Annotated in this window: 20 protein-coding genes; 10 read left to right on the top strand and 10 right to left on the bottom strand. The window is 55.2% G+C overall.

Features of this window, described 5'->3' with window-relative positions; translation table 11 throughout:
• Positions 1 to 13: 13 nt before the first annotated feature.
• Positions 14 to 787 carry an NAD(+) diphosphatase gene (gene nudC / locus RTE01_RS24925; RefSeq protein ID WP_041143554.1) on the bottom strand — a complete coding sequence of 258 codons (774 nt, stop codon included), beginning with the start codon at positions 785 to 787 and terminating at the stop codon, positions 14 to 16.
• 93 nt (positions 788 to 880) lie between these two features.
• Here nudC and RTE01_RS24920 point away from each other — a divergent pair, with 93 nt between their 5' ends.
• The 10 genes from RTE01_RS24920 (at position 881) to RTE01_RS24875 (ending at position 9,774) form a co-directional block, all read left to right on the top strand.
• Positions 881 to 1,378: an Rsd/AlgQ family anti-sigma factor gene (locus RTE01_RS24920; RefSeq protein WP_041143553.1), complete on the top strand. Its 498-nt coding sequence runs from the start codon at positions 881 to 883 to the stop codon at positions 1,376 to 1,378.
• Positions 1,379 to 1,741: 363 nt separating this feature from the next.
• Entirely contained in the window at positions 1,742 to 3,637 is a 1,896-nt protein-coding gene (gene thiC / locus RTE01_RS24915) for a phosphomethylpyrimidine synthase ThiC (protein WP_115193798.1), read from the top strand.
• Positions 3,637 to 4,272, top strand: a complete 636-nt coding sequence (gene thiE, locus RTE01_RS24910) for a thiamine phosphate synthase (protein ID WP_141335447.1) — start codon at positions 3,637 to 3,639, stop codon at positions 4,270 to 4,272. The genes thiC and thiE overlap by 1 nt, the downstream gene beginning before the upstream one ends.
• A complete protein-coding gene (locus RTE01_RS24905; RefSeq protein WP_134525113.1) occupies positions 4,265 to 5,020 on the top strand; it encodes a HesA/MoeB/ThiF family protein in 756 nt (251 codons plus the stop codon). Before thiE ends, RTE01_RS24905 begins: the two co-directional genes overlap by 8 nt.
• Positions 5,004 to 5,204 carry a sulfur carrier protein ThiS gene (gene thiS / locus RTE01_RS24900; protein WP_045858019.1) on the top strand — a complete coding sequence of 67 codons (201 nt, stop codon included), beginning with the start codon at positions 5,004 to 5,006 and terminating at the stop codon, positions 5,202 to 5,204. Before RTE01_RS24905 ends, thiS begins: the two co-directional genes overlap by 17 nt.
• Position 5,205: 1 nt before the next feature.
• On the top strand, positions 5,206 to 5,976 hold the full coding sequence (thiG, locus tag RTE01_RS24895) for a thiazole synthase (protein WP_041143548.1): 771 nt from the start codon (positions 5,206 to 5,208) through the stop codon (positions 5,974 to 5,976).
• Positions 5,973 to 7,106, top strand: coding sequence for a 2-iminoacetate synthase ThiH (gene thiH / locus RTE01_RS24890; protein ID WP_041143547.1), 1,134 nt, complete (start codon positions 5,973 to 5,975; stop codon positions 7,104 to 7,106). Before thiG ends, thiH begins: the two co-directional genes overlap by 4 nt.
• Positions 7,107 to 7,447: 341 nt before the next feature.
• The gene (locus tag RTE01_RS24885) at positions 7,448 to 8,980 is read left to right on the top strand and encodes a sensor domain-containing diguanylate cyclase (RefSeq protein ID WP_041143546.1); all 1,533 of its coding nucleotides are present in this window, start codon (positions 7,448 to 7,450) and stop codon (positions 8,978 to 8,980) included.
• A gap of 173 nt (positions 8,981 to 9,153) precedes the next feature.
• Complete coding sequence (locus tag RTE01_RS24880) at positions 9,154 to 9,459, top strand: PTS sugar transporter subunit IIB (protein ID WP_041143545.1); 306 nt, start codon at positions 9,154 to 9,156, stop codon at positions 9,457 to 9,459.
• Positions 9,460 to 9,462: 3 nt separating this feature from the next.
• Positions 9,463 to 9,774 carry a PTS lactose/cellobiose transporter subunit IIA gene (locus RTE01_RS24875; protein ID WP_041143544.1) on the top strand — a complete coding sequence of 104 codons (312 nt, stop codon included), beginning with the start codon at positions 9,463 to 9,465 and terminating at the stop codon, positions 9,772 to 9,774.
• A gap of 49 nt (positions 9,775 to 9,823) precedes the next feature.
• On the opposite strand, the gene RTE01_RS24870 is transcribed toward RTE01_RS24875, so the two are convergent.
• The 9 genes from RTE01_RS24870 to secE form a co-directional block, all read right to left on the bottom strand.
• Positions 9,824 to 11,164: an anaerobic C4-dicarboxylate transporter gene (locus RTE01_RS24870; protein ID WP_041143543.1), complete on the bottom strand. Its 1,341-nt coding sequence runs from the start codon at positions 11,162 to 11,164 to the stop codon at positions 9,824 to 9,826.
• A 410-nt stretch (positions 11,165 to 11,574) separates the two neighbouring features.
• Entirely contained in the window at positions 11,575 to 15,798 is a 4,224-nt protein-coding gene (gene rpoC / locus RTE01_RS24865) for a DNA-directed RNA polymerase subunit beta' (protein ID WP_041143542.1), read from the bottom strand.
• 76 nt (positions 15,799 to 15,874) lie between these two features.
• Complete coding sequence (rpoB, locus tag RTE01_RS24860; protein WP_041143541.1) at positions 15,875 to 19,903, bottom strand: DNA-directed RNA polymerase subunit beta; 4,029 nt, start codon at positions 19,901 to 19,903, stop codon at positions 15,875 to 15,877.
• Positions 19,904 to 20,223: 320 nt separating this feature from the next.
• Entirely contained in the window at positions 20,224 to 20,589 is a 366-nt protein-coding gene (gene rplL, locus RTE01_RS24855) for a 50S ribosomal protein L7/L12 (RefSeq protein ID WP_004118416.1), read from the bottom strand.
• Positions 20,590 to 20,655: 66 nt separating this feature from the next.
• Positions 20,656 to 21,153 (bottom strand): 50S ribosomal protein L10, encoded by a 498-nt coding sequence (gene rplJ, locus RTE01_RS24850; RefSeq protein WP_041143540.1) that lies wholly within the window; start codon positions 21,151 to 21,153, stop codon positions 20,656 to 20,658.
• A gap of 416 nt (positions 21,154 to 21,569) precedes the next feature.
• A complete protein-coding gene (gene rplA, locus RTE01_RS24845; RefSeq protein ID WP_041143539.1) occupies positions 21,570 to 22,274 on the bottom strand; it encodes a 50S ribosomal protein L1 in 705 nt (234 codons plus the stop codon).
• A 3-nt stretch (positions 22,275 to 22,277) separates the two neighbouring features.
• The gene (rplK, locus tag RTE01_RS24840; RefSeq protein ID WP_041143538.1) at positions 22,278 to 22,706 is read right to left on the bottom strand and encodes a 50S ribosomal protein L11; all 429 of its coding nucleotides are present in this window, start codon (positions 22,704 to 22,706) and stop codon (positions 22,278 to 22,280) included.
• Between the two features lie 155 nt (positions 22,707 to 22,861).
• Positions 22,862 to 23,407: a transcription termination/antitermination protein NusG gene (gene nusG, locus RTE01_RS24835; RefSeq protein WP_041143537.1), complete on the bottom strand. Its 546-nt coding sequence runs from the start codon at positions 23,405 to 23,407 to the stop codon at positions 22,862 to 22,864.
• 1 nt (position 23,408) lies between these two features.
• The gene (secE, locus tag RTE01_RS24830) at positions 23,409 to 23,792 is read right to left on the bottom strand and encodes a preprotein translocase subunit SecE (RefSeq protein ID WP_041143536.1); all 384 of its coding nucleotides are present in this window, start codon (positions 23,790 to 23,792) and stop codon (positions 23,409 to 23,411) included.
• Positions 23,793 to 24,059 lie beyond the last annotated feature (267 nt).

Raw genomic sequence — 24,059 nt, 5'->3', positions numbered from 1 at the left:
TCATTGTATCACGTCATTCATAGTCGGCCCGGCACATCGCCACCGTATCTTCAATCAGCCGGCGCGCCACGGTTCCCGGCGGCGGCAGAAGCGGTAAATCGTCGTAGCGATACCAGCCCGCCTCCAGCAGCTCTTTGCGATCGATGACAATCTCACCGCTGTCGTATTCCGCCATAAATGCGGTCATCAGCGACTGCGGGAACGGCCAGGGCTGGGAAGTCACGTAGCGCAGGTTTTTCACCTTAATGCCGCACTCTTCCATCACCTCGCGCGCCACCGTCTGTTCGAGGGTCTCCCCCACTTCAACAAAGCCGGCCAGCACCGTATGCACGCCGTTGCGGTGGCGGGTATGCTGCGCCAGCAGGATAGAGTCTTCCCGGCGAATGGCGACAATCATGCACGGTGCGATTTGCGGATAGTAGCGCTCGCGGCAGTGGCTACACAGCATCGCCCATTCGGTTTTGCTCGGGTGCATCGGGTGCCCGCAGTAGCCGCAGAACTTGTGCGAGCGATAAAACTCGGCCAGCTGAATACCGCGGCCCGCCAGCTGAAACAGGCCAGGATCCTGATCCAGCACCTGCCGCAGCGATCCCATATCCTGCCGACGATCCTGGCGTATCAGCCACACCGCGTCGCCTTGCCATTCGCCAATATGCTGCGCGTGCTGGCCGACAAGATTAAAATTTACCGCTTCGCCGTGTGGTAATTCCCCGCCGGGTAACCATAATTTTTGTTCGTGACTGACGATCCACCAGCCGCGATCTAATTTTTCAATAATACGATCCATATCTATTGCACTACCTTCGTTTTACTGGCACTTTTAACATTATATTTACATTTTGGTGAGCAACGTTATTTTCTTAATCTTGCGGAGTCAACCATGTTAAACCAGCTGGAAAACCTAACGGAACGTGTTGGAGGCAGTAATGAACTGGTCGATCGCTGGCTGCATGTACGTAAGCATTTGCTCGTGGCTTACTACAAGCTGGTTGGCCTGAAACCCGGCAAAGAGTCATTTATGCGGCTTAATGAAAAGTCGCTGGATAACTTTTGCCAAAGCCTGGTGGATTACCTCTCATCCGGTCATTTTAGTATTTATGAACGTATTATCGGGGAAATGGAAGGCGATACGCCACTTTTGGCCGCCACCAGGCTCTATCCACAGCTGGAAGCCAACACCCAGCAGATTATGGATTATTACGACACCTGCCTCGAAAACGCTATCGATCACGATAACTACCTCGAGTTCCAGCAGGCGCTCTCGGATATCGGGGAAGCCCTGGAAGCGCGCTTTGCGCTTGAAGATAAGCTGATCGCCCTGGCCGTGACCTATAACCTGAAAGACAGCGTCAGCGACAATATCGCGCCGACTGCTTGAGTTGTGAGCCGTTAACGAGTAGTTTACATACATTCCCCCTCTCCGGAGGGGGTTTTATCTTGTCGGAGTGCCCATTTTCCAAAAAGCATTCGTGATGCCTCAAGGTGGCAAGTCAGTGAACCTCCAGGAACTTACATCAGTAAGTAAACGGAGTGAGCAGACGAAGCCAACGAAGAGACAGCGCGAAGGATAAAGTGGAAAAGGCTGAGACCGTTAATTCGGGATCCGCGGAACCTGATCAGGCTAATACCTGCGAAGGGAACAAGAGTAAACTGCAAAGAGCGGTCGTCCCTCCAGGACCCATCGCATCTGTTACTCCATCCGTCGTCTGACAAGCCATCTCCTTTTCGTCTGGAATGAGCTATGTCTACAGAAAAACTGACCCGTCGACAGCAGCGCGAACGCGCCCAGCACTTTATCGACACTCTTGAAGGTTCGGTCTTCCCCAACTCACAGCGTATCTACATTCAGGGTTCGCAGGATAATATTCGCGTCCCGATGCGTGAAATCCAGCTCAGCCCCACGCTTATCGGCGGCTCCAAAGAAAATCCGCGCTATGAAGACAACGAAGCAATCCCGGTGTACGACACCTCCGGCCCCTACGGCGACCCCGATATTGCGATCGATGTCCATCAGGGTCTGGCAAAGCTGCGCCAGCCGTGGATTGACGCGCGTAACGATAGCGAGCCGCTCAGCCATCGCAGCTCCGCCTACACCCAGCAGCGCCTGGCCGATGACGGCCTCGATGAGCTGCGCTTTAGCCGCCTGCTGACGCCAAAGCGGGCCGCCGCAGGCCGCTGCGTCACCCAGCTCCACTACGCCCGCCGGGGCCTCGTCACGCCGGAGATGGAGTTTATCGCCATCCGCGAAAACATGGGCCGCGAGCGCATTCGTAGCGCAGTGCTGCGCCACCAGCATCCGGGAGAGGGGTTTGGTGCCCATCTGCCGGACAACATCACCCCGGAGTTTGTCCGTGACGAAGTGGCCGCCGGCCGCGCCATTATTCCCGCCAATATCAACCATCCCGAGTCGGAGCCGATGATTATCGGCCGTAATTTCCTGGTCAAAGTTAACGCCAATATCGGCAACTCTGCCGTCACCTCGTCCATTGAGGAGGAGGTGGAAAAGCTGGTGTGGTCAACCCGCTGGGGAGCGGATACGGTGATGGATCTCTCCACCGGCCGCTATATCCACGAAACCCGCGAGTGGATCCTGCGTAACAGCCCGGTGCCTATCGGTACGGTGCCGATCTACCAGGCGCTGGAAAAAGTGAACGGCATTGCCGAGGACCTGAACTGGGAAGCGTTTCGCGATACCCTGCTGGAGCAGGCGGAGCAAGGCGTTGACTACTTCACCATCCATGCCGGCGTCCTGCTGCGCTACGTTCCGCTGACGGCTAAACGCCTCACCGGTATCGTCTCCCGCGGCGGTTCGATCATGGCGAAATGGTGCCTGTCGCACCATCAGGAAAACTTCCTCTATCAGCACTTCCGCGAAATCTGCGAAATCTGCGCCGCCTACGACGTCTCGCTCTCGCTGGGCGACGGTCTGCGCCCCGGATCTGTCCAGGACGCCAACGATGAAGCGCAGTTTGCCGAGCTGCGAACCTTAGGTGAGCTGACGAAAATCGCCTGGGAGTACGACGTGCAGGTGATGATTGAAGGCCCGGGCCACGTGCCGATGCAGATGATCCGCCGCAACATGACCGAAGAGCTGGAGCACTGCCACGAAGCGCCGTTCTATACCCTCGGGCCGTTAACCACCGATATCGCTCCGGGCTACGATCACTTCACTTCCGGCATTGGCGCCGCGATGATCGGCTGGTTTGGCTGCGCGATGCTCTGCTACGTGACGCCGAAAGAGCACCTCGGGCTGCCGAACAAAGAGGACGTGAAGCAGGGGCTGATCACCTACAAAATCGCCGCCCATGCCGCCGACCTCGCCAAAGGCCATCCCGGGGCGCAGATCCGCGATAACGCCATGTCCAAAGCGCGTTTTGAGTTCCGCTGGGAGGACCAGTTCAACCTCGCCCTCGACCCCTTCACCGCCCGCGCCTATCACGATGAAACTCTGCCGCAGGAGTCGGGAAAAGTCGCCCACTTCTGCTCCATGTGCGGACCCAAATTCTGTTCAATGAAAATCAGCCAGGAAGTGCGCGACTACGCCGCCCGCCAGGATATCGAAAGCGGAATGGCCGATATGTCGCAGGACTTCCGCGCTCGCGGCGGCGAAATCTATTTACGTAAGGAGCAAGCCTGATGTATCAACCCGATTTTCCACCCGTCCCTTTTCGTTTGGGACTCTACCCGGTCGTGGATAGCGTGGTGTGGATTGAACGTCTGCTGAAAGCGGGCGTGCGCACCATCCAGCTGCGAATCAAGGATAAGCGTGAGGCCGACGTTGAGGATGACGTTATCGCCGCTATCGCGCTCGGCCGGCAGTATCACGCCCGGCTGTTTATCAACGACTACTGGCAGCTGGCCATTAAGCATCAGGCCTGGGGCGTGCACCTCGGCCAGGAGGATCTGGAGACGACGGACCTGAACGCGATTCGCCATGCCGGGCTGCGCCTCGGCGTCTCGACGCATGATGATATGGAGATTGACGTCGCCCTGGCGGCACGTCCTTCGTATATCGCATTAGGCCACGTTTTCCCGACGCAAACCAAGCAGATGCCCTCCGCACCGCAGGGGCTGGAGCAGCTGGCGCACCATATCAGCCGGCTACAGGACTACCCAACGGTGGCGATTGGCGGCATCAGCCTCGAACGCGCGCCGGCGGTCCTTGGCACCGGCGTTGGCAGCATTGCCGTGGTCAGCGCGATTACCCAGGCGGCGGACTGGCAGCAGGCCACCGCGCAGCTGCTGGAAATGGCGGGAGCAGGCGATGAATGATAGCGATTTTATGCGCTACAGCCGCCAGCTGATGCTGGAAGATATCGCCATCGAAGGCCAGCAGAAGCTGCTGGCCAGCCGGGTGCTGATCGTCGGACTCGGCGGGCTCGGCTCCCCCGCGGCGCTCTATCTGGCGGGCGCCGGTGTCGGTACGCTGGTCCTCGCCGACGACGACGATGTTCACGTCAGCAACCTGCAGCGGCAGATTTTGTTCACCAGCGACGACATTGCCCAGCCGAAAGCGACGGCCGCCCGCCAGCGGCTGACGCGGCTCAATCCGCAAATCGATGTTATCCCCCTGCGGCAGCGGCTGAGCGGCGAAGCGCTGCTGGCGGAAGTGGCGCAGGCCGATCTGGTGCTGGACTGTACCGATAATATGGCGAGCCGCCAGGCCATCAACACCGCCTGCGTAACCCGCACAACGCCGTTAATTACCGCCAGCGCCGTCGGGCTTGGCGGGCAGCTGATGGTTCTGACCCCGCCGTGGGAGCAGGGCTGCTATCGCTGCCTGTGGCCGGATACGGCCGAACCCGAGCGCAGCTGCCGCACCGCAGGCATTATCGGGCCGGTGGTCGGCATGATGGGTACGCTGCAGGCGCTGGAGGCGATCAAGCTGCTCTCCGGCATGGTCACGCCGCGTAATACGCTGCGGCTGTTTGACGCCCGTACCAGCGCCTGGCGCAGCCTGGCGCTACAGCGGGCGCAGAGCTGCCCGGTATGCGGAGGACAACATGCAGATTTGGTTTAACGACGAGCCGCTCCGCTGCGCCGATGCGCTCACCGTCGCCGCCCTGCTCGCTCAGCTGGAACAGCAGCAGGCGGGCATCGCGCTGGCGCTCAATCAACAGGTTCTGCCGCGCGAGCGGTGGGATCACCATCTTCTGCAGGAAGGCGATCGGGTCCTGCTTTTTCAGGTTATCGCCGGAGGCTGACATGTTACGTATCGCAGACAAAACGTTCGACTCACACATTTTTACCGGTACCGGGAAATTTTCCGCACCGGAACTCATGGTCGAGGCGATCCGCGCCTCGGGAAGTCAGCTGGTGACGCTGGCGATGAAGCGCGTCGATTTACGTCAGCACAATGATGCGATCCTCGCGCCTTTACTGGCCGCCGGCGTCAGCCTGCTGCCGAATACGTCAGGGGCAAAAACGGCGGAAGAGGCCGTATTCGCCGCCCGCCTGGCGCGGGAGGCCCTGGGCACTCATTGGCTGAAGCTGGAGATCCATCCTGACGCGCGCTGGCTGCTGCCGGACCCCATCGAAACCCTGAAGGCGGCGGAGATCCTGGTACGGGAAGGTTTCGTGGTTCTGCCCTACTGCGGCGCCGACCCGGTGCTGTGTAAGCGCCTGGAGGAGGCGGGCTGCGCGGCGGTGATGCCGCTCGGCGCGCCCATCGGCTCGAATCAGGGGCTGGAAACCCGCGCCATGCTGGAAATCATTATCGCCCAGGCCAGGGTACCGGTAGTCGTTGATGCCGGTATTGGCGTGCCCAGCCATGCGGCGCAGGCGCTGGAGATGGGCGCCGATGCGGTGCTGGTGAATACCGCAATCGCCGTCGCCGACGATCCGGTAACCATGGCGCGCGCGTTTCGTCTGGCGGTAGAAGCGGGCCTGCTGGCCCGTCAGGCCGGACCCGGCGCACGCAGCGCCCAGGCGCAGGCCACCAGCCCGCTGACCGGTTTTCTGGAGGCGCTGGCATGAGCACCTTTAGCGATCGCTGGAAGCAGCTGGAGTGGGATGATATCCGCCTGCGCATCAACAGCAAAACCCCCGCCGACGTTGAGCGGGCGATAGCGGCAAAACAGCTTACGCGCGACGATATGATGGCCCTGCTCTCCCCCGCCGCCGCCGGCTATCTGGAGCCGCTGGCGCAGCGCGCGCAGCGCCTGACCCGCCAGCGCTTTGGCAACACCGTCAGCTTCTACGTTCCCCTCTATCTCTCTAATCTGTGCGCTAACGACTGCACCTACTGCGGCTTTTCGATGAGCAACCGCATCAAGCGCAAGACGCTGGATAGCGATGAAATTACCCGCGAGTGCGCCGCCATCCGCCAGATGGGCTTTGAGCATCTGCTGCTGGTCACCGGTGAACACCAGGGGAAGGTGGGGATGGACTATTTTCGCCAGCATCTGCCGGCGATCCGCAGCCGGTTCTCCTCGCTGCAAATGGAGGTGCAGCCGCTGAGCACCGAAGAGTACGCCGAGCTGAAAACGCTCGGCCTGGACGGCGTGATGGTCTATCAGGAAACCTATCATGAAAGCATGTACGCCCAGCATCATCTGAAGGGGAAGAAGCAGGACTTCTTCTGGCGTCTGGATACGCCGGATCGCCTTGGCGAGGCGGGGATCGATAAGATCGGGCTGGGCGCACTCATTGGCCTCTCCGATAGCTGGCGCGTGGATTGCTATATGGTCGCCGAGCATCTGCTGTGGCTCCAGCAGCATTACTGGCGCAGCCGCTACTCGGTCTCCTTCCCCCGGCTACGGCCATGCGCCGGTGGGATCGAACCGGCATCGCTGATGGATGAGCGCCAGCTGGTGCAGACCATCTGCGCCTTCCGCCTGCTGGCGCCGGAGGTTGAGCTGTCGCTTTCAACCCGCGAATCCCCCGATTTCCGCGATCGGGTGATCCCGCTGGCCATTAACAACGTCAGCGCATTTTCAAAAACGCAGCCCGGCGGCTACGCCGATAATCACCCCGAGCTGGAGCAGTTTGCTCCTCACGATGGCCGTCGCCCCGAAGAGGTCGCCAGCGCGCTGGTCGCTCGCGGGTTGCAGCCGGTGTGGAAAGACTGGGATAGCTGGCTGGGACGCGCTACGCAGTCGCCCTGAAGAGGCGTGTAACGACCTGAATAGTTTGCGAGCCTGAACGCGAGAACAAAAACGGCAGATTGCTTACCCTCTGCCGTTTTCCTATTCTGCTCCTGTCAGCAGCGGACGCTGACCAGGGCGATAATTTCTCTTCCTCATTTTCGCCCTGCCTCCTTAATGGATAACCGATACGGACAGCCGATGGAGAGCGGGCGAAACCCCAGCCACGGTGAATTTAAATCCCTTGACCTGGAAGGGCGTGGTTATAATTGACGAATAGTTACCTGATTCGCTCGGCAGGCATGCTGGCTAAACCTGCGTATTAACCTACGGTTTATACCTTCTGGAACGATTTACGACTCATGGCTCGTCACAACAGAAAACTCTCTTTTACTACGCCGATTCTGGTGGGGTTTGCGGGGATTTTACTCAGTTTTTTACTGATCGCAGCGTTCGTCATTGCCACTCAGAAAAAGAATTTTCTTGAGGACTATCACCACGTTAATCGCAACTTCACCCACAATCTGGCCATTAACTACACCGAATCGCTGCTCCGCGAAAATGATTTTATTCTCAGCCGCGCCACCACCTTTTTCTCCCGCAATGACGAGCTGAATAGCGCCGTTAATCTCGATCCGCAGAAAGGTTTACGCGAGCTGATGCAGCTCCAGGAGCTGATGCAAACCGTCTCTTCTATCTCGCTGGCGGACACCCAGGCGCACTACCTGCGCGCGCCGGAGGTGCTGGAGACGGAAGATAGCCGGACGTTCGATCCTGAATCTCGCCCGTGGTTTATCAAACAGGCGGAAGCCAGTACGTTCAGCCTCTATACCAGCCCCTACCTGGACTACTTCACCCATCGCCCCACCGTCACCCTGTACCGGCCGGTCATCTCCCCGGAAGGACGGCTCAAAGGCAGCCTCGCCTTCCATATGGACCTGACGTCGATGGGATACGCGCTGCGGCAAATGGTGGCGCCGGTGCAGGGCGAGTTTTTTGTCGTGCAGCGCGACGGCAAAGTGGTGCTCCATCCGGATCCTGGCGCCCTGTTTAAGCCCTACGTCAGCAGCCGCCTGATGGATGACATGACCAGCGCAGAGGGCCAGCTGTACGATACCGCCAGCGATAGCTGGTATTACTACTATTCGTTTACTAATCCCGACTGGTTCGTCATCTATCGCGTCGATAATTCCACCCTGATCGACCTGACGCGCTATGAAACCGATATTGTCGCCTGGGGATTTGCCCTCGGCGCCATTGTCATTATCCTGTTCGGCCTCTACCTGCGCCACGCTTCGCGCACGGTGCTGATGAATATCATCAACGCCATTAAGACCGGCGACGTCCAGCGCGCCCCGCGGCTGGAAGCGATGCTGAGCAAGGCTATCGAAAGCAATAAGCAGCGCGAACTCACCTACGTGCGCCAGGCCACCATCGACGCCCTGACCGGCTGTAAAAACCGCCGCGCCTTCGATAGCGACATCGCGGCGTTGATGAACGATCATCAGCCGTTCGCTCTGGCGCTGGTCGACATCGATAACTTTAAATCGATTAACGACACCTGGGGCCACCTCAACGGCGATATCGTTCTGCGCAGCGTCGCCCGTGAAGGGCTGCAAATCCTGCAGCCGCTGCAGATTTCACTCTACCGCTACGGCGGAGAGGAGTTTGCCGTGGTATTTACCGCAGAGCATCTCACTCATGCCCATACGCTGCTCGAAAGCTGGCGGATTAAGATCGCCCAGCGCACCTGGCGTGAAGAAGGGCTGAGCGTAACCTTCAGCGCCGGCCTCGGCGAATGGAATATGGAGCCGCTGGATAAACTGGTGGTCAGCGTGGACGAAGCGCTCTATAAAGCGAAACAGCAGGGCAAGAATCGGATAGTCAGAACCTAAAGCGCCTACCCTTGTAAAGCCCGCTTCGGCGGGCTTTTTTGTCTTTTCAGCCCGCAAACCGAAACCGGTTTCATTATTTTGTGATGCCTTACACACAATCGCTGCAAAGCGGTTGTTCCGTCACCCTGCCCGCGCTAAAGATGGTACATCAAGGAACATAAAGGCGACGAACTATGAAGAATATCGTTTTATGCTGTGCCGCAGGTATGTCCACCAGCATGCTGGTTCAACGTATGCAAGCTGCCGCGCAGCAGAAAGGGGTGGAAGTCTCGATTAAAGCCGTGCCGGTGGCCGAATTTAAGGACAACCTGGCGGCTGCCGATATTATCCTGCTGGGCCCGCAGGTGAAATACGAGCAGGCAAAACTGCAGGCGCTGGCCGATCCGTTCGGTAAAAAAGTCGCCGTTATCGATATGATGGATTACGGCATGATGAAAGGCGATGCCGTTCTGGATAAAGCCCTGAAGTTGATGGAGTAAGAGATGGAAGATTTAGAAACGATCATTATGGAGCTGCTGGTTAACGCCGGTTCAGCGCGTAGCTCTGCATTAACCGCACTGCAGCTGGCGCGCAAAGGCGATTTTGCCGCCGCCGAGCAGGCGATGGCAGAATCTCATGAATTTGTGAAGCACGCGCACAAAATCCAGACCCAGCTTATCGGTCTGGATGAAGGGTCCGGCAAGCTTCCGGTCAACCTGATTACCGTTCACTCTCAGGACCACCTGATGAACGCGATGGTCATCCAGGATCTGGCGACCGATATGATCGAACTGTATCGCCGTATTCCGCAGTAAATGAAACCGCTTTATGCAGCAGGTGCCCGTTCGGCACCTGCTTTTTTTATTACAGAAATCCGTAGAGCGCGGCAAATATCCAGCCAAATACGCATGAGACGCTGACGCCAATTAACCCCGGCAGAATAAAGCTGTGGTTAATCACAAAGCGGCCGATGCGGGTTGTCCCCGAGCGGTCGAACTGAATAGCGGCCAGGTCACTGGGATAGGTTGGCAGAATATAATAACCGTAGCACGCCGGTGCAGAGGCCACGATATAGGCCGGATCGACGCCAATCGCCAGCGCAACCGGGACAATCGCCGCCAGCGCCGCCGCCTGCGAGTTGACGAATTTGGAGACAATCAGCAGGACGATAGCGTAGGCCCACGGATACTCTTTTACCATCTCGCCCAGCACGCCCTTAATCTCCGACATGTGCGCGCCAAACATGGTCTCCGCCATCCATGCAATGCCGTATACCGCCACAATGGCGATCATTCCCGAGCGAAATACCTCATTTTTAGAAATAGAGGCCGGATTGGTTTTGGTAATGATGATGATCAGCGCCCCGGAGAGCAGCATAAACATCTGAATAACCAGCACCATCGACAGCGGCTTGCCGTCGAATACGGGCCGCAGCTCGGAAAATGCGCCCAGCAGGGCGACCACGACAATCGACGCCAGGAAGATCCACATCGCCACCCAGTTGCTCGCCGGCAGCTTGCGGTCCAGCAGGGTTGCGGTGTCGCCGTAGACGTAGTGACGGTTTTCCGGCGTCGCGATAAATGCCTGGAACTCTTCGTCTTTATCCAAATCCTTGCCGCGGAACCAGCTAAAAATACCGATCGCCAGAATGCCCAGCAGGGTGGAAGGGATGGTGATCGCCAGCAGGTCGAGAAACTCCAGGTGCTTGCCGTTAAACGTAAAGTTACCGAGCATTGCCACCAGCGAAACGACCGCGACGGAAACCGGGCTGGCGATAATACCCATCTGTGCGCCAATGGAGCTTGCCGCCATAGGACGCTCGGGACGAATATTATTCTTAATCGCGACGTCATAGATAATCGGCAGGATGGTATAGACCACGTGGCCGGTGCCGCACAGGATAGTCAGCGTACAGGTGACAAATGGCGCAACGATTGAAACGTACTTTGGATTACGCCGCAGGAGCTTTTCGGCAATCTGCAGCATCACGTCTAACCCGCCGGAAGCCTGTAGCGTCGCCGAGGCGGCCACTACCGCAATAATCACCAGCATGACATCAACCGGCGGTTTTCCCGGCTGAAGATGGAAGACAAAGACTAAAATAACCAGCCCGATGCCGCCTAAAAGGCCCAGCGCAATCCCGCCTTTTCTGGCCCCATAAAACAAACACACTAAGATAATGATGAGTTGTATAGCAAATTCCATGCATCCCCCAGAACCACTCTATTAGGTCGAAAACATCTATCGCGGTCGTCTCATTCTTATTTAGCGGCCTCCTCAATGGCGTTTTAAATAGACGAAGCGGCGCCTCAGCGGGTGAGAACTGAAAATAAGGAGAGGCGCAATCACCTGATTATCCGGATTTTTTGACTATACCTTTTTTGATTTTTAATTTTTTGATACGCGTAGAACTTTTACCCATATATTTACTATGGAATAAAAACAGGAGCGGCTGGCGGGTTTTATATTAATAGAATAAGGCTTAATTGCTGCTTAGCTATTAATGGAATGTAATCAAATATAGATTAAATAAAATTACGCGCCGTTGCGGCGGCGCAGGAATAAAAAAAGCCAGTCAGGAGACCTGACTGGCTTTTTCAGCATAGCGTCAACGATTAATCGTTGTCTGAACCGCCCAGACCCGCGTTCAGCAGCTCTGCCAGGTTGGCAGAAGCTTCTTCAACGGTAACCTGCGGTGCAGCAGGCTGTTCGCCAGCTGCCTTGCGGCGCATACGATCCTGGTGGTACGCATAGCCGGTACCAGCCGGGATCAGACGACCCACGATAACGTTCTCTTTCAGGCCACGCAGTTCGTCGCGTTTGCCCGCAACGGCTGCTTCGGTCAGGACACGGGTAGTCTCCTGGAACGATGCTGCAGAGATGAACGATTCGGTTGCCAGAGACGCTTTGGTGATACCCAGCAGGTCACGGGAGTAAGTTGCCGCAACTTTGCCATTCGCTTCCAGATCGCGGTTAGCAATCTTGACGCGGGAGTATTCAACCTGCTCGCCTTCCAGGAAGTCGGAGCTACCGGCACTGTCGATGGTCGCTTTACGCAGCATCTGACGAACGATAACTTCAATGTGCTTATCGTTAATCTTAACGCCTTGCAGACGGTAAACGTCCTGTACTTCGTTGGTGATATAACGCGTTACCGCGTGTACGCCACGAAGACGCAGAATGTCGTGCGGCGCTTCCGGACCGTCGGAAACCACGTCACCACGTTCTACACGTTCACCTTCAAACACGTTCAGCTGACGCCATTTCGGAATCATCTCTTCGTATGGATCGCTACCGTCTAACGGAGTGATGACCAGACGACGTTTACCTTTGGTTTCTTTACCGAAGGAGATGATACCGCTGATTTCTGCCAGAATTGCCGGCTCTTTCGGGCGACGCGCTTCGAACAGGTCAGCAACGCGCGGCAGACCACCGGTGATATCCTTGGTACCGCTGGATTCCTGAGGAATACGCGCCAGTGCGTCACCCGCACTGATCTGGATACCATCTTCCAGCTGGACAATCGCTTTACCCGGCAGGAAGTACTGCGCAGGCATATCGGTGCCAGGGATCAGAACGTCGTTACCGTTAGCATCAACGATTTTCAGGGCCGGACGCAGGTCTTTACCACCCGCTGTACGCTCTGCAGAATCCAGAACGACCAGCGAAGACAGACCGGTCAGCTCGTCGGTCTGACGAGTAATGGTCTGGCCGTCAATCATGTCAGTAAAGCGGATGAAACCACTTACTTCAGTGATAACCGGCATGGTGTGCGGATCCCAGTTTGCTACGGTTTCGCCGCCAGCAACCTGCTCACCATCACCTTTACCCATCACCGCACCGTAAGGAACTTTATAGCTCTCTTTGGTACGACCGAATTCGTCGATCAGCTTCAGTTCGGTGTTACGCGAGGTCACTACCAGCTTACCGGCAGAGTTGACAACCGATTTAGCGTTGCTAAGACGGATGCTACCTTTGTTTTTCACCTGGATGCTGGATTCAGCAGCCGCACGAGATGCCGCACCACCGATGTGGAACGTACGCATCGTCAGCTGTGTACCCGGCTCACCGATGGACTGTGCCGCGATAACGCCGATAGCCTCACCTTTGTTGATGATGTGGCCACGCGCCAGGTCACGACCGTAGCAGTGCGCACATACACCAAAGTCGGTGTCACAGGATACGACGGAACGCACTTTGACGGAGTCAACGGAGTTCTCTTCCAGCAGATCACACCAGTGCTCGTGCAGCAGCGTGTTGCGTGGAACCAGAATATCCGCAGTACCCGGCTTCAGAACGTCTTCAGCGGTCACACGACCCAGTACGCGATCGCGCAGCGGCTCTTTAACATCACCACCCTCGATAACCGGGGTCATGGTGATGCCTTCCAGGGTGCCACAGTCGTCTTCAGTAACAACCAGGTCCTGTGCAACGTCAACCAGACGACGAGTCAGGTAACCGGAGTTCGCTGTTTTCAGTGCGGTATCCGCCAGACCTTTACGCGCACCGTGCGTGGAGATGAAGTACTGGAGTACGTTCAGACCTTCACGGAAGTTCGCGGTGATCGGCGTTTCGATGATGGAGCCATCCGGCTTCGCCATCAGACCACGCATACCAGCCAGCTGACGAATCTGTGCCGCAGAACCACGCGCACCGGAGTCGGCCATCATGTAGATGCTGTTGAAGGAAACCTGCTGCTCTTCGACGCCGTCACGGTTAATAACGGTTTCGGTTTGCAGGTTATCCATCATCGCTTTGGATACACGATCGTTCGCCGCAGCCCAGATATCGATAACTTTGTTGTAGCGTTCGCCCGCGGTAACCAGACCGGACTGGAACTGTTCCTGGATCTCAGCAACTTCAGCTTCCGCTTCGCTGATGATCTCGTGTTTTTTCTCCGGGATGACCATGTCATCAATACCAACGGATGCACCTGAACGCGCTGCATAAGCAAAGCCGGTGTACATCGTCTGGTCCGCAAAAATAACGGTCGGTTTCAGGCCCAGAATACGGTAGCAGGTGTTCAGCATCTTAGAGATCGCTTTCTTACCCAGTGCCTGGTTCACGATTGTGAACGGCAGACCTTTAGGCACGATCATCCACAGAATCGCACGGCCAACGGTCGTGTCTTTCAGGCTGGTTTTCGCTACGAACTGGTCATTTTCGTCTTTTTCGTATTCGGTGATACGCACTTTAACGCGCGCATGCAGAGAGGCCAGGCCAGCGCGATAAATACGCTCGGCTTCTTTCGGGCCAGTCAGCACCATGCCTTCGCCTTTGGCGTTAACACAGTCACGGGTCATGTAGTACAGACCCAGTACAACGTCCTGAGACGGAACGATGATAGGCTCGCCGTTCGCCGGGGACAGGATGTTGTTGGTAGACATCATCAGCGCACGCGCTTCGAGCTGGGCTTCCAGCGTCAGCGGTACGTGAACAGCCATCTGGTCACCATCGAAGTCGGCGTTATATGCCGCACAGACCAGCGGGTGCAGCTGGATAGCTTTACCTTCGATCAGTACCGGCTCAAATGCCTGGATACCCAAACGGTGCAGGGTTGGTGCACGGTTCAGCAGTACCGGGTGTTCGCGGATAACTTCGTCCAGGATATCCCAAACGACAGCTTCTTCGCGCTCAACCATTTTCTTCGCAGCTTTAATGGTGGTAGCAAGACCACGCAGTTCCAGCTTGCCGTAGATGAACGGTTTGAACAGCTCCAGCGCCATTTTCTTCGGCAGACCGCACTGATGCAGACGCAGGTATGGACCTACGGTGATAACAGAACGACCGGAGTAGTCAACGCGTTTACCCAGCAGGTTCTGACGGAAACGACCCTGTTTACCTTTGATCATATCGGCCAAAGATTTCAGAGGACGTTTGTTAGAACCGGTGATAGCACGACCGCGACGACCGTTATCCAGCAGGGCGTCGACCGCTTCCTGCAGCATACGTTTTTCGTTGCGTACGATGATATCCGGCGCAGCCAGATCCAGCAGACGTTTCAGACGGTTGTTACGGTTAATGACGCGACGATACAAATCGTTCAGGTCAGAAGTCGCGAAACGACCACCATCCAGCGGAACCAGCGGACGCAGATCTGGCGGCAGAACCGGCAGAACGGTCAGGATCATCCACTCCGGCTTGTTGCCAGACTGAACGAAAGCTTCCAGCAGTTTGATACGCTTGGTCAGCTTTTTACGCTTGGTTTCGGAGTTGGTTTCGTTCAGCTCTTCACGCAGCTGTTCGCATTCCTGCTCCAGATCCATGCTCTTCAGCAGGGCCTGAATAGCTTCGGCGCCCATCTTCGCGTCGAACTCGTCACCGAACTCTTCCAGCGCGTCCAGATACTGCTCTTCTGTCAGGATCTGGTTGCGTTCGAGGTTCGTCATCCCGCCTTCGATAACCACATAAGATTCGAAGTACAGAACGCGTTCGATATCACGCAGCGGCATATCCAGCAGCAGGCCGATACGGGACGGCAGCGACTTCAGGAACCAAATGTGGGCGGTCGGAGACGCCAGCTCGATGTGGCCCATGCGCTCACGACGCACTTTAGTCTGGGTCACTTCAACGCCGCACTTCTCACAGATCACACCACGGTGTTTCAGGCGCTTGTACTTACCGCACAGGCACTCGTAGTCTTTTACTGGCCCGAAAATACGCGCACAGAAAAGGCCGTCACGTTCTGGTTTGAACGTACGGTAGTTAATGGTTTCCGGCTTTTTAACTTCACCGAAAGACCATGAACGGATCATGTCTGGCGAGGCCAGAGCAATTTTGATCGCATCAAACTCTTCGGTTTTAGTCTGCGCTTTCAGAAACTTTAATAAATCTTTCACGGATTTGCTCCCGTCGGAGTTAGCACAATCTGGCGCCGGGTATGACCCCGGCACCAGTGACCTGTTTGAGCGAGAGTTACTCGTCTTCCAGTTCGATGTTGATGCCCAGCGAGCGAATCTCTTTCAACAGTACGTTGAAGGATTCCGGCATGCCCGGTTCCATCTGATGGTTGCCGTCCACGATGTTTTTATACATCTTGGTACGACCGTTAACGTCATCAGACTTGACGGTAAGCATTTCCTGCAGGGTGTATGCCGCGCCGTAAGCTTCCAGCGCCCATACTTCCATCTCACCGAAGCGCTGACCACCGAACTGAGCCTTACCACCCAGCGGCTGCTGAGTAACCAGGCTGTAAGAACCGGTAGAACGCGCATGCATCTTGTCATCAACCAGGTGGTTCAGTTTCAGCATGTACATATAGCCGACGGTAACCTGGCGTTCGAACTGCTCGCCGGTACGACCGTCGAACAGGGTAATCTGACCGGAAGTCGGCAGGCCACCCAGCTGTAACAGTTCCTTGATTTCAGACTCTTTCGCACCGTCGAATACCGGCGTTGCGATCGGCATACCTTTTTTCAGGTTTTCAGCAAGACGCAGAACTTCATCATCGGTGAAGGTATTCAGATCTACCTTCTGGCGAACGTCTGTACCCAGATCGTACGCTTTCTGGATGAATTCGCGCAGTTTGGCGACTTCCTGCTGCTGTTTCAGCATGGCGTTGATTTTCTCGCCGATGCCTTTCGCAGCCATACCCAGGTGGGTTTCCAGAATCTGACCGATGTTCATACGAGACGGTACGCCCAGCGGGTTCAGTACGATGTCTACCGGCGTGCCGTTTTCATCGTAAGGCATATCTTCGATCGGGTTGATCTTAGAGATAACACCCTTGTTACCGTGACGGCCTGCCATTTTATCACCAGGCTGAATCTGACGTTTAACGGCCAGATACACTTTAACAATCTTCAGCACGCCAGGTGCCAGATCGTCGCCTTGGGTAATTTTACGGCGTTTCGCTTCGAGTTTTTTCTCGAACTCGTGTTTCAGTTCGTCGTACTGCTCAGCCAGCTGCTCCAGCTGATTTTGTTTCTCTTCGTCGGCCAGGCCCAGTTCCAGCCAGCGGTCGCGCGGCAGTTTGTCGAGCTTCTCAGCTTCAACACCACCGGAGACCAGCACCGCGTAGATACGACCAAACAGGCCAGCTTCGAAGATCTGCAGTTCTTCAGACAGGTCTTTTTTCGCCTGCTTCAGCTGCATTTCTTCGATTTCCAGCGCACGCTTGTCTTTCTCAACGCCGTCGCGGGTAAAGACCTGAACGTCGATAACGGTACCCGATACGCCGTTCGGTACGCGCAGAGAAGAGTCTTTAACGTCAGACGCTTTCTCACCGAAGATCGCGCGCAGCAGTTTCTCTTCTGGCGTCAGCTGGGTTTCACCTTTCGGTGTGACCTTACCAACCAGAATGTCGCCGCCGGTCACTTCTGCACCGATGTAAACGATACCGGATTCGTCCAGTTTGGAGAGCGCAGCTTCACCCACGTTCGGGATATCGGCGGTGATCTCTTCCGGCCCCAGCTTGGTGTCACGGGACACGCACGCCAGTTCCTGGATGTGAATCGTGGTGAAACGATCTTCCTGAACCACGCGCTCGGAGACGAGGATGGAGTCTTCGAAGTTGTAGCCGTTCCACGGCATGAACGCTACGCGCATGTTCTGACCGAGCGCCAGTTCACCGAGGTCGGTGGACGGACCGTCTGCCAGCACGTCGCCGCGCTCAATTGGCTCACCCAGGGACACGCAAGGCATCTGGTTGATGCAGGTGTTCTGGTTAGAACGGGTGTACTTGGTCAGGTTATAGATGTCGATGCCGGCTTCGCCCGGGTACATCTCGTCATCGTTAACTTTGATAACGATACGGGATGCATCCACGTACTGAACGGTACCGCCACGTTTAGCGACCGCAGTAACACCGGAGTCAACGGCAACAGCACGTTCCATACCGGTACCAACCAGCGGCTTATCAGCGCGCAGAGTCGGAACCGCCTGACGTTGCATGTTCGCACCCATCAATGCACGGTTGGCGTCATCGTGTTCCAGGAACGGGATCAGGGACGCACCGACGGAAACCACCTGCTGGGTGGATACGTCCATGTAGTCAACCTGGTCACGGCTGAACAAGCTGGATTCGCCTTTACTACGGCACGTTACCAGGTCTTCTTCAAAGTGGCCTTCGTCATCCAGGTTGGAGTTCGCCTGAGCGATGACGTAGTTACCTTCTTCGATAGCAGAGAGGTAATGAATTTCGTCGGTTACAACACCGTCAGTCACTTTACGATACGGAGTCTCGAGGAAGCCGTATTCGTTAGTCTGTGCATACACGGACAGGGAGTTGATCAGACCGATGTTCGGGCCTTCAGGCGTTTCGATTGGACATACGCGACCGTAGTGGGTCGGGTGTACGTCTCGAACTTCAAAGCCTGCGCGCTCGCGGGTCAGACCGCCTGGGCCGAGTGCAGAGATACGACGTTTGTGCGTAATCTCGGACAGCGGGTTGTTCTGGTCCATAAACTGAGACAGCTGGCTGGAACCAAAGAACTCTTTCACTGCTGCAGAAATCGGCTTGGCGTTGATCATATCCTGAGGCATCAGGGTATCCAGATCGCCCAGGGACAGACGCTCTTTAACCGCACGCTCTACGCGAACCAGGCCAACGCGGAACTGGTTTTCCGCCATTTCGCCAACGGAACGGATACGACGGTTGCCGAGGTGGTCGATATCATCGACTTCGCCAATGCCGTTACGGATACCGATGAGCTTCTTCATCACCTGAATGATGTCGTCTTTGCTCAGGATACCGGAACCTTCGATTTCGTCACGCAGCAGAGAACGGTTGAACTTCATACGACCAACCGCGGACAGATCGTAGCGGTCTTCGGAGAAGAACAGGTTCTCAAACAGGTTTTCAGCCGCTTCACGAGTCGGCGGCTCACCCGGGCGCATCATGCGGTAGATTTCTACCAGCGCGCTCAGACGATCGTTGGTCGGGTCGACTCGTACAGTCTCAGACATGTACGCACCGTGATCGAGATCGTTGGTGAACAGAGTTTCGATGCGCTTATGACCGGACTGGCTCAGTTTGGCCAGCAGATCAAGGCTCAGCTCCATGTTCGCCGGGCAGATCAGTTCGCCGGTCGCTGTATCGACATAGTCTTTAGCAGCAACTTTACCCGCGATGTACTCAACCGGAACTTCGATAAGCTTAATATCGTCTTTTTCCAGCTGGCGGATATGGCGAGCGGTAATACGGCGTGCTTTTTCTACGTAGATCTTACCGTTCGCTTCGATGTCGAAGGACGCGGTTTCACCACGCAGACGCTCCGGAATCAGCTCCATCTGCAGCTTGTTGTCGCGAATTTCAAAGACCACTTTTTCGAAGAACAGGTCAAGGATCTGCTCAGTGGTGTAATTCAGCGCGCGCAGGATGATCGTTGCCGGCAGCTTACGACGACGGTCGATACGGACAAACAGGTTGTCTTTCGGATCGAATTCGAAGTCCAGCCAGGAACCGCGGTAAGGGATGATACGTGCGTTATACAGGACCTTACCGGAAGAGTGAGTCTTACCTTTGTCACTGTCAAAGAAGACGCCCGGGCTACGGTGCAGCTGAGAAACGATAACACGCTCAGTACCGTTGATAACAAAGGTACCGTTGTCGGTCATGAGCGGAATTTCGCCCATGTAGACTTCTTGTTCTTTGATGTCTTTAACGGTGCCTTCCGGCGCTTCACGCTCGTAGATCACCAGACGCAGTTTTACGCGCAGCGGTGCCGAATAGGTCACGCCACGGATCTGACATTCTTTAACATCAAATACTGGTTCGCCCAGACGGTAGCTGACGTATTGCAGCTCGGAATTACCGCTGTAGCTTTTAATCGGGAACACGGAACGGAAGGCTGCTTCCAGACCATATTGCCCTTCAGGATCTTGCTCGATAAACTTCTGGAACGAATCAAGCTGGATAGAAAGGAGATAAGGTATGTCCAGAACTTGTGGACGTTTACCAAAATCCTTACGAATACGTTTTTTCTCGGTATAGGAGTAAACCATAGGGTTCCTCAGCTCGCTGACAAGTCGACCCGTCTGCCTCAGAAAGGCAGTTTTTTATGCAACACTATTTTGTGGACCGGAAAATGGAACACTTTCCGCAATACCTGTTGCTATCACGCTTAAACCATTTCGTCGCGATTTACACAGAGCGAGCACCCTGTCGCAGTATATTAAGTCGTCGATAGAAACATGCATTGTCAGGACAACCAGCAGTCAAACAGTGTGAAATTCTACTGGCGCCTTACAGCGCAAAAAGGCTGGTGACTAAATAGTCACCAGCCATCAGCCTGATTACTCAGGCTGCAACCGGAAAGGTTGGCTTATTTGACTTCAACTTCAGCGCCAGCTTCTTCCAGAGATTTTTTCAGTGCTTCTGCGTCATCTTTGCTGATGCCTTCTTTCAGGGCAGCAGGTGCAGATTCTACCAGGTCTTTAGCTTCTTTCAGACCCAGGCCAGTTGCGCTACGTACTGCTTTGATTACAGCAACTTTGTTAGCGCCAGCAGCTTTCAGAATTACGTCGAATTCAGTTTTTTCTTCAGCAGCTTCAGCCGGGCCAGCAGCTACAGCTACAGCAGCAGCAGCGGAAACACCGAATTTTTCTTCCATTGCAGAGATCAGCTCAACAACGTCCATTACGGACATAGCGGATACTGCTTCAATGATTTGATCTTTAGTGATAGACATTTAAATTGTTCCTGAATATCAGAATAAGTTTATACGTAAGCGAGTGCTTTATAAAGAAATCTGCGATTAAGCAGCTTCTTTCGCATCGCGTACAGCAGCCAGAGTGCGAACCAGTTTGCCAGCCGAAGCTTCTTTCATGGTTGCCATCAGGCGTGCAATTGCTTCGTCGTAGGTCGGCAGAGTTGCCAGGCGGTCGATATTCGACGCCAGGATCAGCTCGCCTTCAAAGGCTGCGGCTTTAACCTCGAATTTTGCATTCGCTTTCGCGAACTCTTTGAACAGACGAGCGGCAGCGCCCGGGTGTTCCATAGAGTATGCAATCAGGGTCGGACCAACAAACGTGTCTTTCAGGCACTCGAACTGAGTACCTTCAACGACGCGGCGCAGCAGGGTGTTGCGGACAACACGCATGTAAACGCCAGCTTCACGACCTGCTTTACGCAGTTCAGTCATTTTATCTACAGTAACGCCACGGGAATCCGCAACTACTGCAGACAGCGCGCCTTTGGCTACTTCGCTGACTTCAGCAACAATCGCTTGTTTGTCTTGAAGATTTAAAGCCATTAGCTTTGCTCCTGGATGTTTGCCAGAGCTCATGCTCTGGAACTCACTTCACTCTACTCAACGAATAGAGCGTCTTAAATACGGTGAGCAGAAACAAGCCAGAGTATCCAAAAATAATCTTAGCGTTCTGTCACCGTCTACGCAGGGCATTAAGTTTCTTACGAAACACCTGCGGTCTTCGACGGAGGCCTGGATAGGCCAGGCTCCAACGAACAAATTCTTTCTACCCTTCGCTATTCAGCGCCGTGCCGGCGTTGGCTGTCTTCGCTCACACCGGTGACATAGTTCACTATGCTCCCGGAGATTCACTCAGTTGCCGCCTTGCTACAACCTGACTATCTCGGATAGCGTTCTGCACGTAGCAGAATCGTGGGGGTAGAATTGTAGACAAATCCACCGCCCACGTAAAGCTAATCTTAGTTCGCAGAAGCGCTCAGACCAGCTTGATCAACGGCAACGCCAGCACCCATGGTGGTGGAGAGGCTAACTTTCTTGATGAAAACGCCTTTCGCCTGAGTCGGTTTTGCTTTTTTCAGCGCAACCAGCAGGGATTCCAGGTTTTCTTTCAGTTTGTCAGCGTCAAAGTCCACTTTACCGATGGTGGTGTGGATGATGCCGTTTTTGTCGTTACGATAGCGAACCTGGCCTGCTTTAGCGTTCTTAACAGCTTCAGCAACGTTCGGAGTAACGGTACCCACTTTCGGGTTTGGCATCAGGCCACGCGGACCCAGAACCTGGCCCAGCTGGCCAACAACGCGCATTGCATCCGGGGAAGCAATAACAACGTCAAAGTTCATTTCGCCTTTTTTGATCTGGTCTGCCAGATCTTCCATACCTACCAGCTCGGCGCCTGCAGCTTTAGCAGCTTCAGCGTTCGGGCCCTGGGCAAATACGGCTACGCGAACGGAACGGCCAGTACCGTGCGGCAGTACTGTTGCGCCACGGACGTTCTGGTCAGATTTACGAGCGTCGATGCCGAGGTTAACAGCAACGTCTACGCTTTCGGTAAATTTAGCGGTGGCCAGCTCTTTCAGCAGAGCAATAGCTTCGTTGATGTCGTACTGTTTAGTCACATCAACTTTGTCACGGATCACGCGCATACGCTTGGTCAGTTTAGCCATTTCTTAATCCTCTACTACCAGGCCCATGGAACGTGCAGTACCTTCAATGGAGCGAGTCATCGCTTCAATGTCAGAACCAGTCATGTCGGCAGCTTTGGTCTGCGCGATTTCCTGCAGCTGAGCGCGGGAAATTTTACCTACTTTATCTTTGTTCGGCTTACCGGAACCAGACTTGATGCCTGCAGCTTTCTTCAGCAGAACAGCAGCCGGCGGGGTCTTGGTAACAAAGGTAAAGGAACGGTCAGCGTAAACGGTAATAACAACCGGAGTCGGCAGACCTTTTTCCAGGGATTCTGTTTTGGCGTTAAACGCTTTACAGAATTCCATGATGTTCACACCCTGCTGACCCAGTGCTGGACCAACCGGCGGGCTCGGGTTTGCCATACCAGCTGCAACCTGCAGCTTGACGTAGGCTTGTACTTTCTTAGCCATTTAAATTTCCTCGTTTGGGTATAACGCCTTTAGAAAGGCTCCCCGTTATCAATATCGTCTTACGGACACAGGGTCCATAAAAACAAAAGGCGCGAAATTGTATGTCAATTTCGCGCCTCATGCAACGATTAAATCGCTGCTTTTTTGATCGTCGCTTAGGCTTTTTCTACCTGAGCAAAGTCCAGCTCGACCGGAGTCGCACGGCCAAAGATCGAAACAGAAACCTTCAGGCGGGACTTCTCGTAGTCAACTTCTTCAACAACGCCGTTGAAGTCAGCAAACGGACCATCGCTGACGCGGACCATTTCGCCCGGCTCGAACAGCGTTTTAGGACGCGGCTTATCGCCAACCTGCTGAAGACGGTTCATGATCGCGTCGACTTCTTTGTCGCTGATCGGCGCAGGACGGTCGGATGTACCGCCGATAAAGCCCATCACGCGCGGTACGCTGCGCACCAGGTGCCAGCTTGCGTCGTTCATCACCATCTGGACCAGAACGTAACCCGGGAAGAATTTGCGCTCGCTCTTGCGGCGCAGGCCACCACGGATTTCGACCACTTCTTCGGTCGGAACCATGACTTCGCCAAACAACTCTTCCATATTGTGTAATTTGATATGTTCACGCAACGAGGTAGCTACGCGACCTTCAAAACCGGAAAACGCCTGAACGACGTACCAGCGTTTTTTAGGAGCTTCAGACATCTCAGAACCTCAGGCCAGTGATAAAGGATACCAGGCGAACCAGAATACCATCCAGTCCCCACAGGATCAGTGACATTACCGCAGTTACCGCGGCAACAATCAGCGTGGTGTGCAACGTCTCCTGGCGAGTAGGCCAGATTACCTTGCGGACTTCGGTTCTCGCTTCACGGGCGAAAGCTACGGTCGCCTTACCTTTTGTAGTTAACAGCGCGACGCCACCGGCAGCAGCGATCAGAATCACCACGGCCAACGCACGCACTGCCAGCATAATGTCACGATAAAGGAAGTTGCCTACGATGGCCACAATCAGCAGCACGGCAACGATCGTCCACTTCATCGCTTCCAGGCCGCGCCCGCTCCCTTGAGCTTCGGTATTCGCACTCATAAACCAACCTGTCACAAGAATTCAGACAAATAATTTTGCCCCGCGAGAGCGAGGCAACCAAACCGAAATGCTCTGCTGCGTTTCGGATTTAACGCCCTCTACAGAGCCTGTCTCAGCAATGATTATGACAAAAAAAATCACTGATGAGCCAGGTTCTGGTTCGAAAGCGTGCAAAAAGGGCATCAAATGATGCCCTTTTATTGCGCATTGCGTCAAATGTTATCAGCGATTAGCTGAGAACTTTAGCAACAACGCCCGCGCCAACGG

It is taken from the genome of Klebsiella terrigena (assembly GCF_006539725.1).
GTDB classification, from domain to species: domain Bacteria; phylum Pseudomonadota; class Gammaproteobacteria; order Enterobacterales; family Enterobacteriaceae; genus Klebsiella; species Klebsiella terrigena.
The sequence above is the reverse complement of the archived record's forward strand: the minus strand, read 5'-3'. Positions and strand labels throughout refer to the sequence as shown.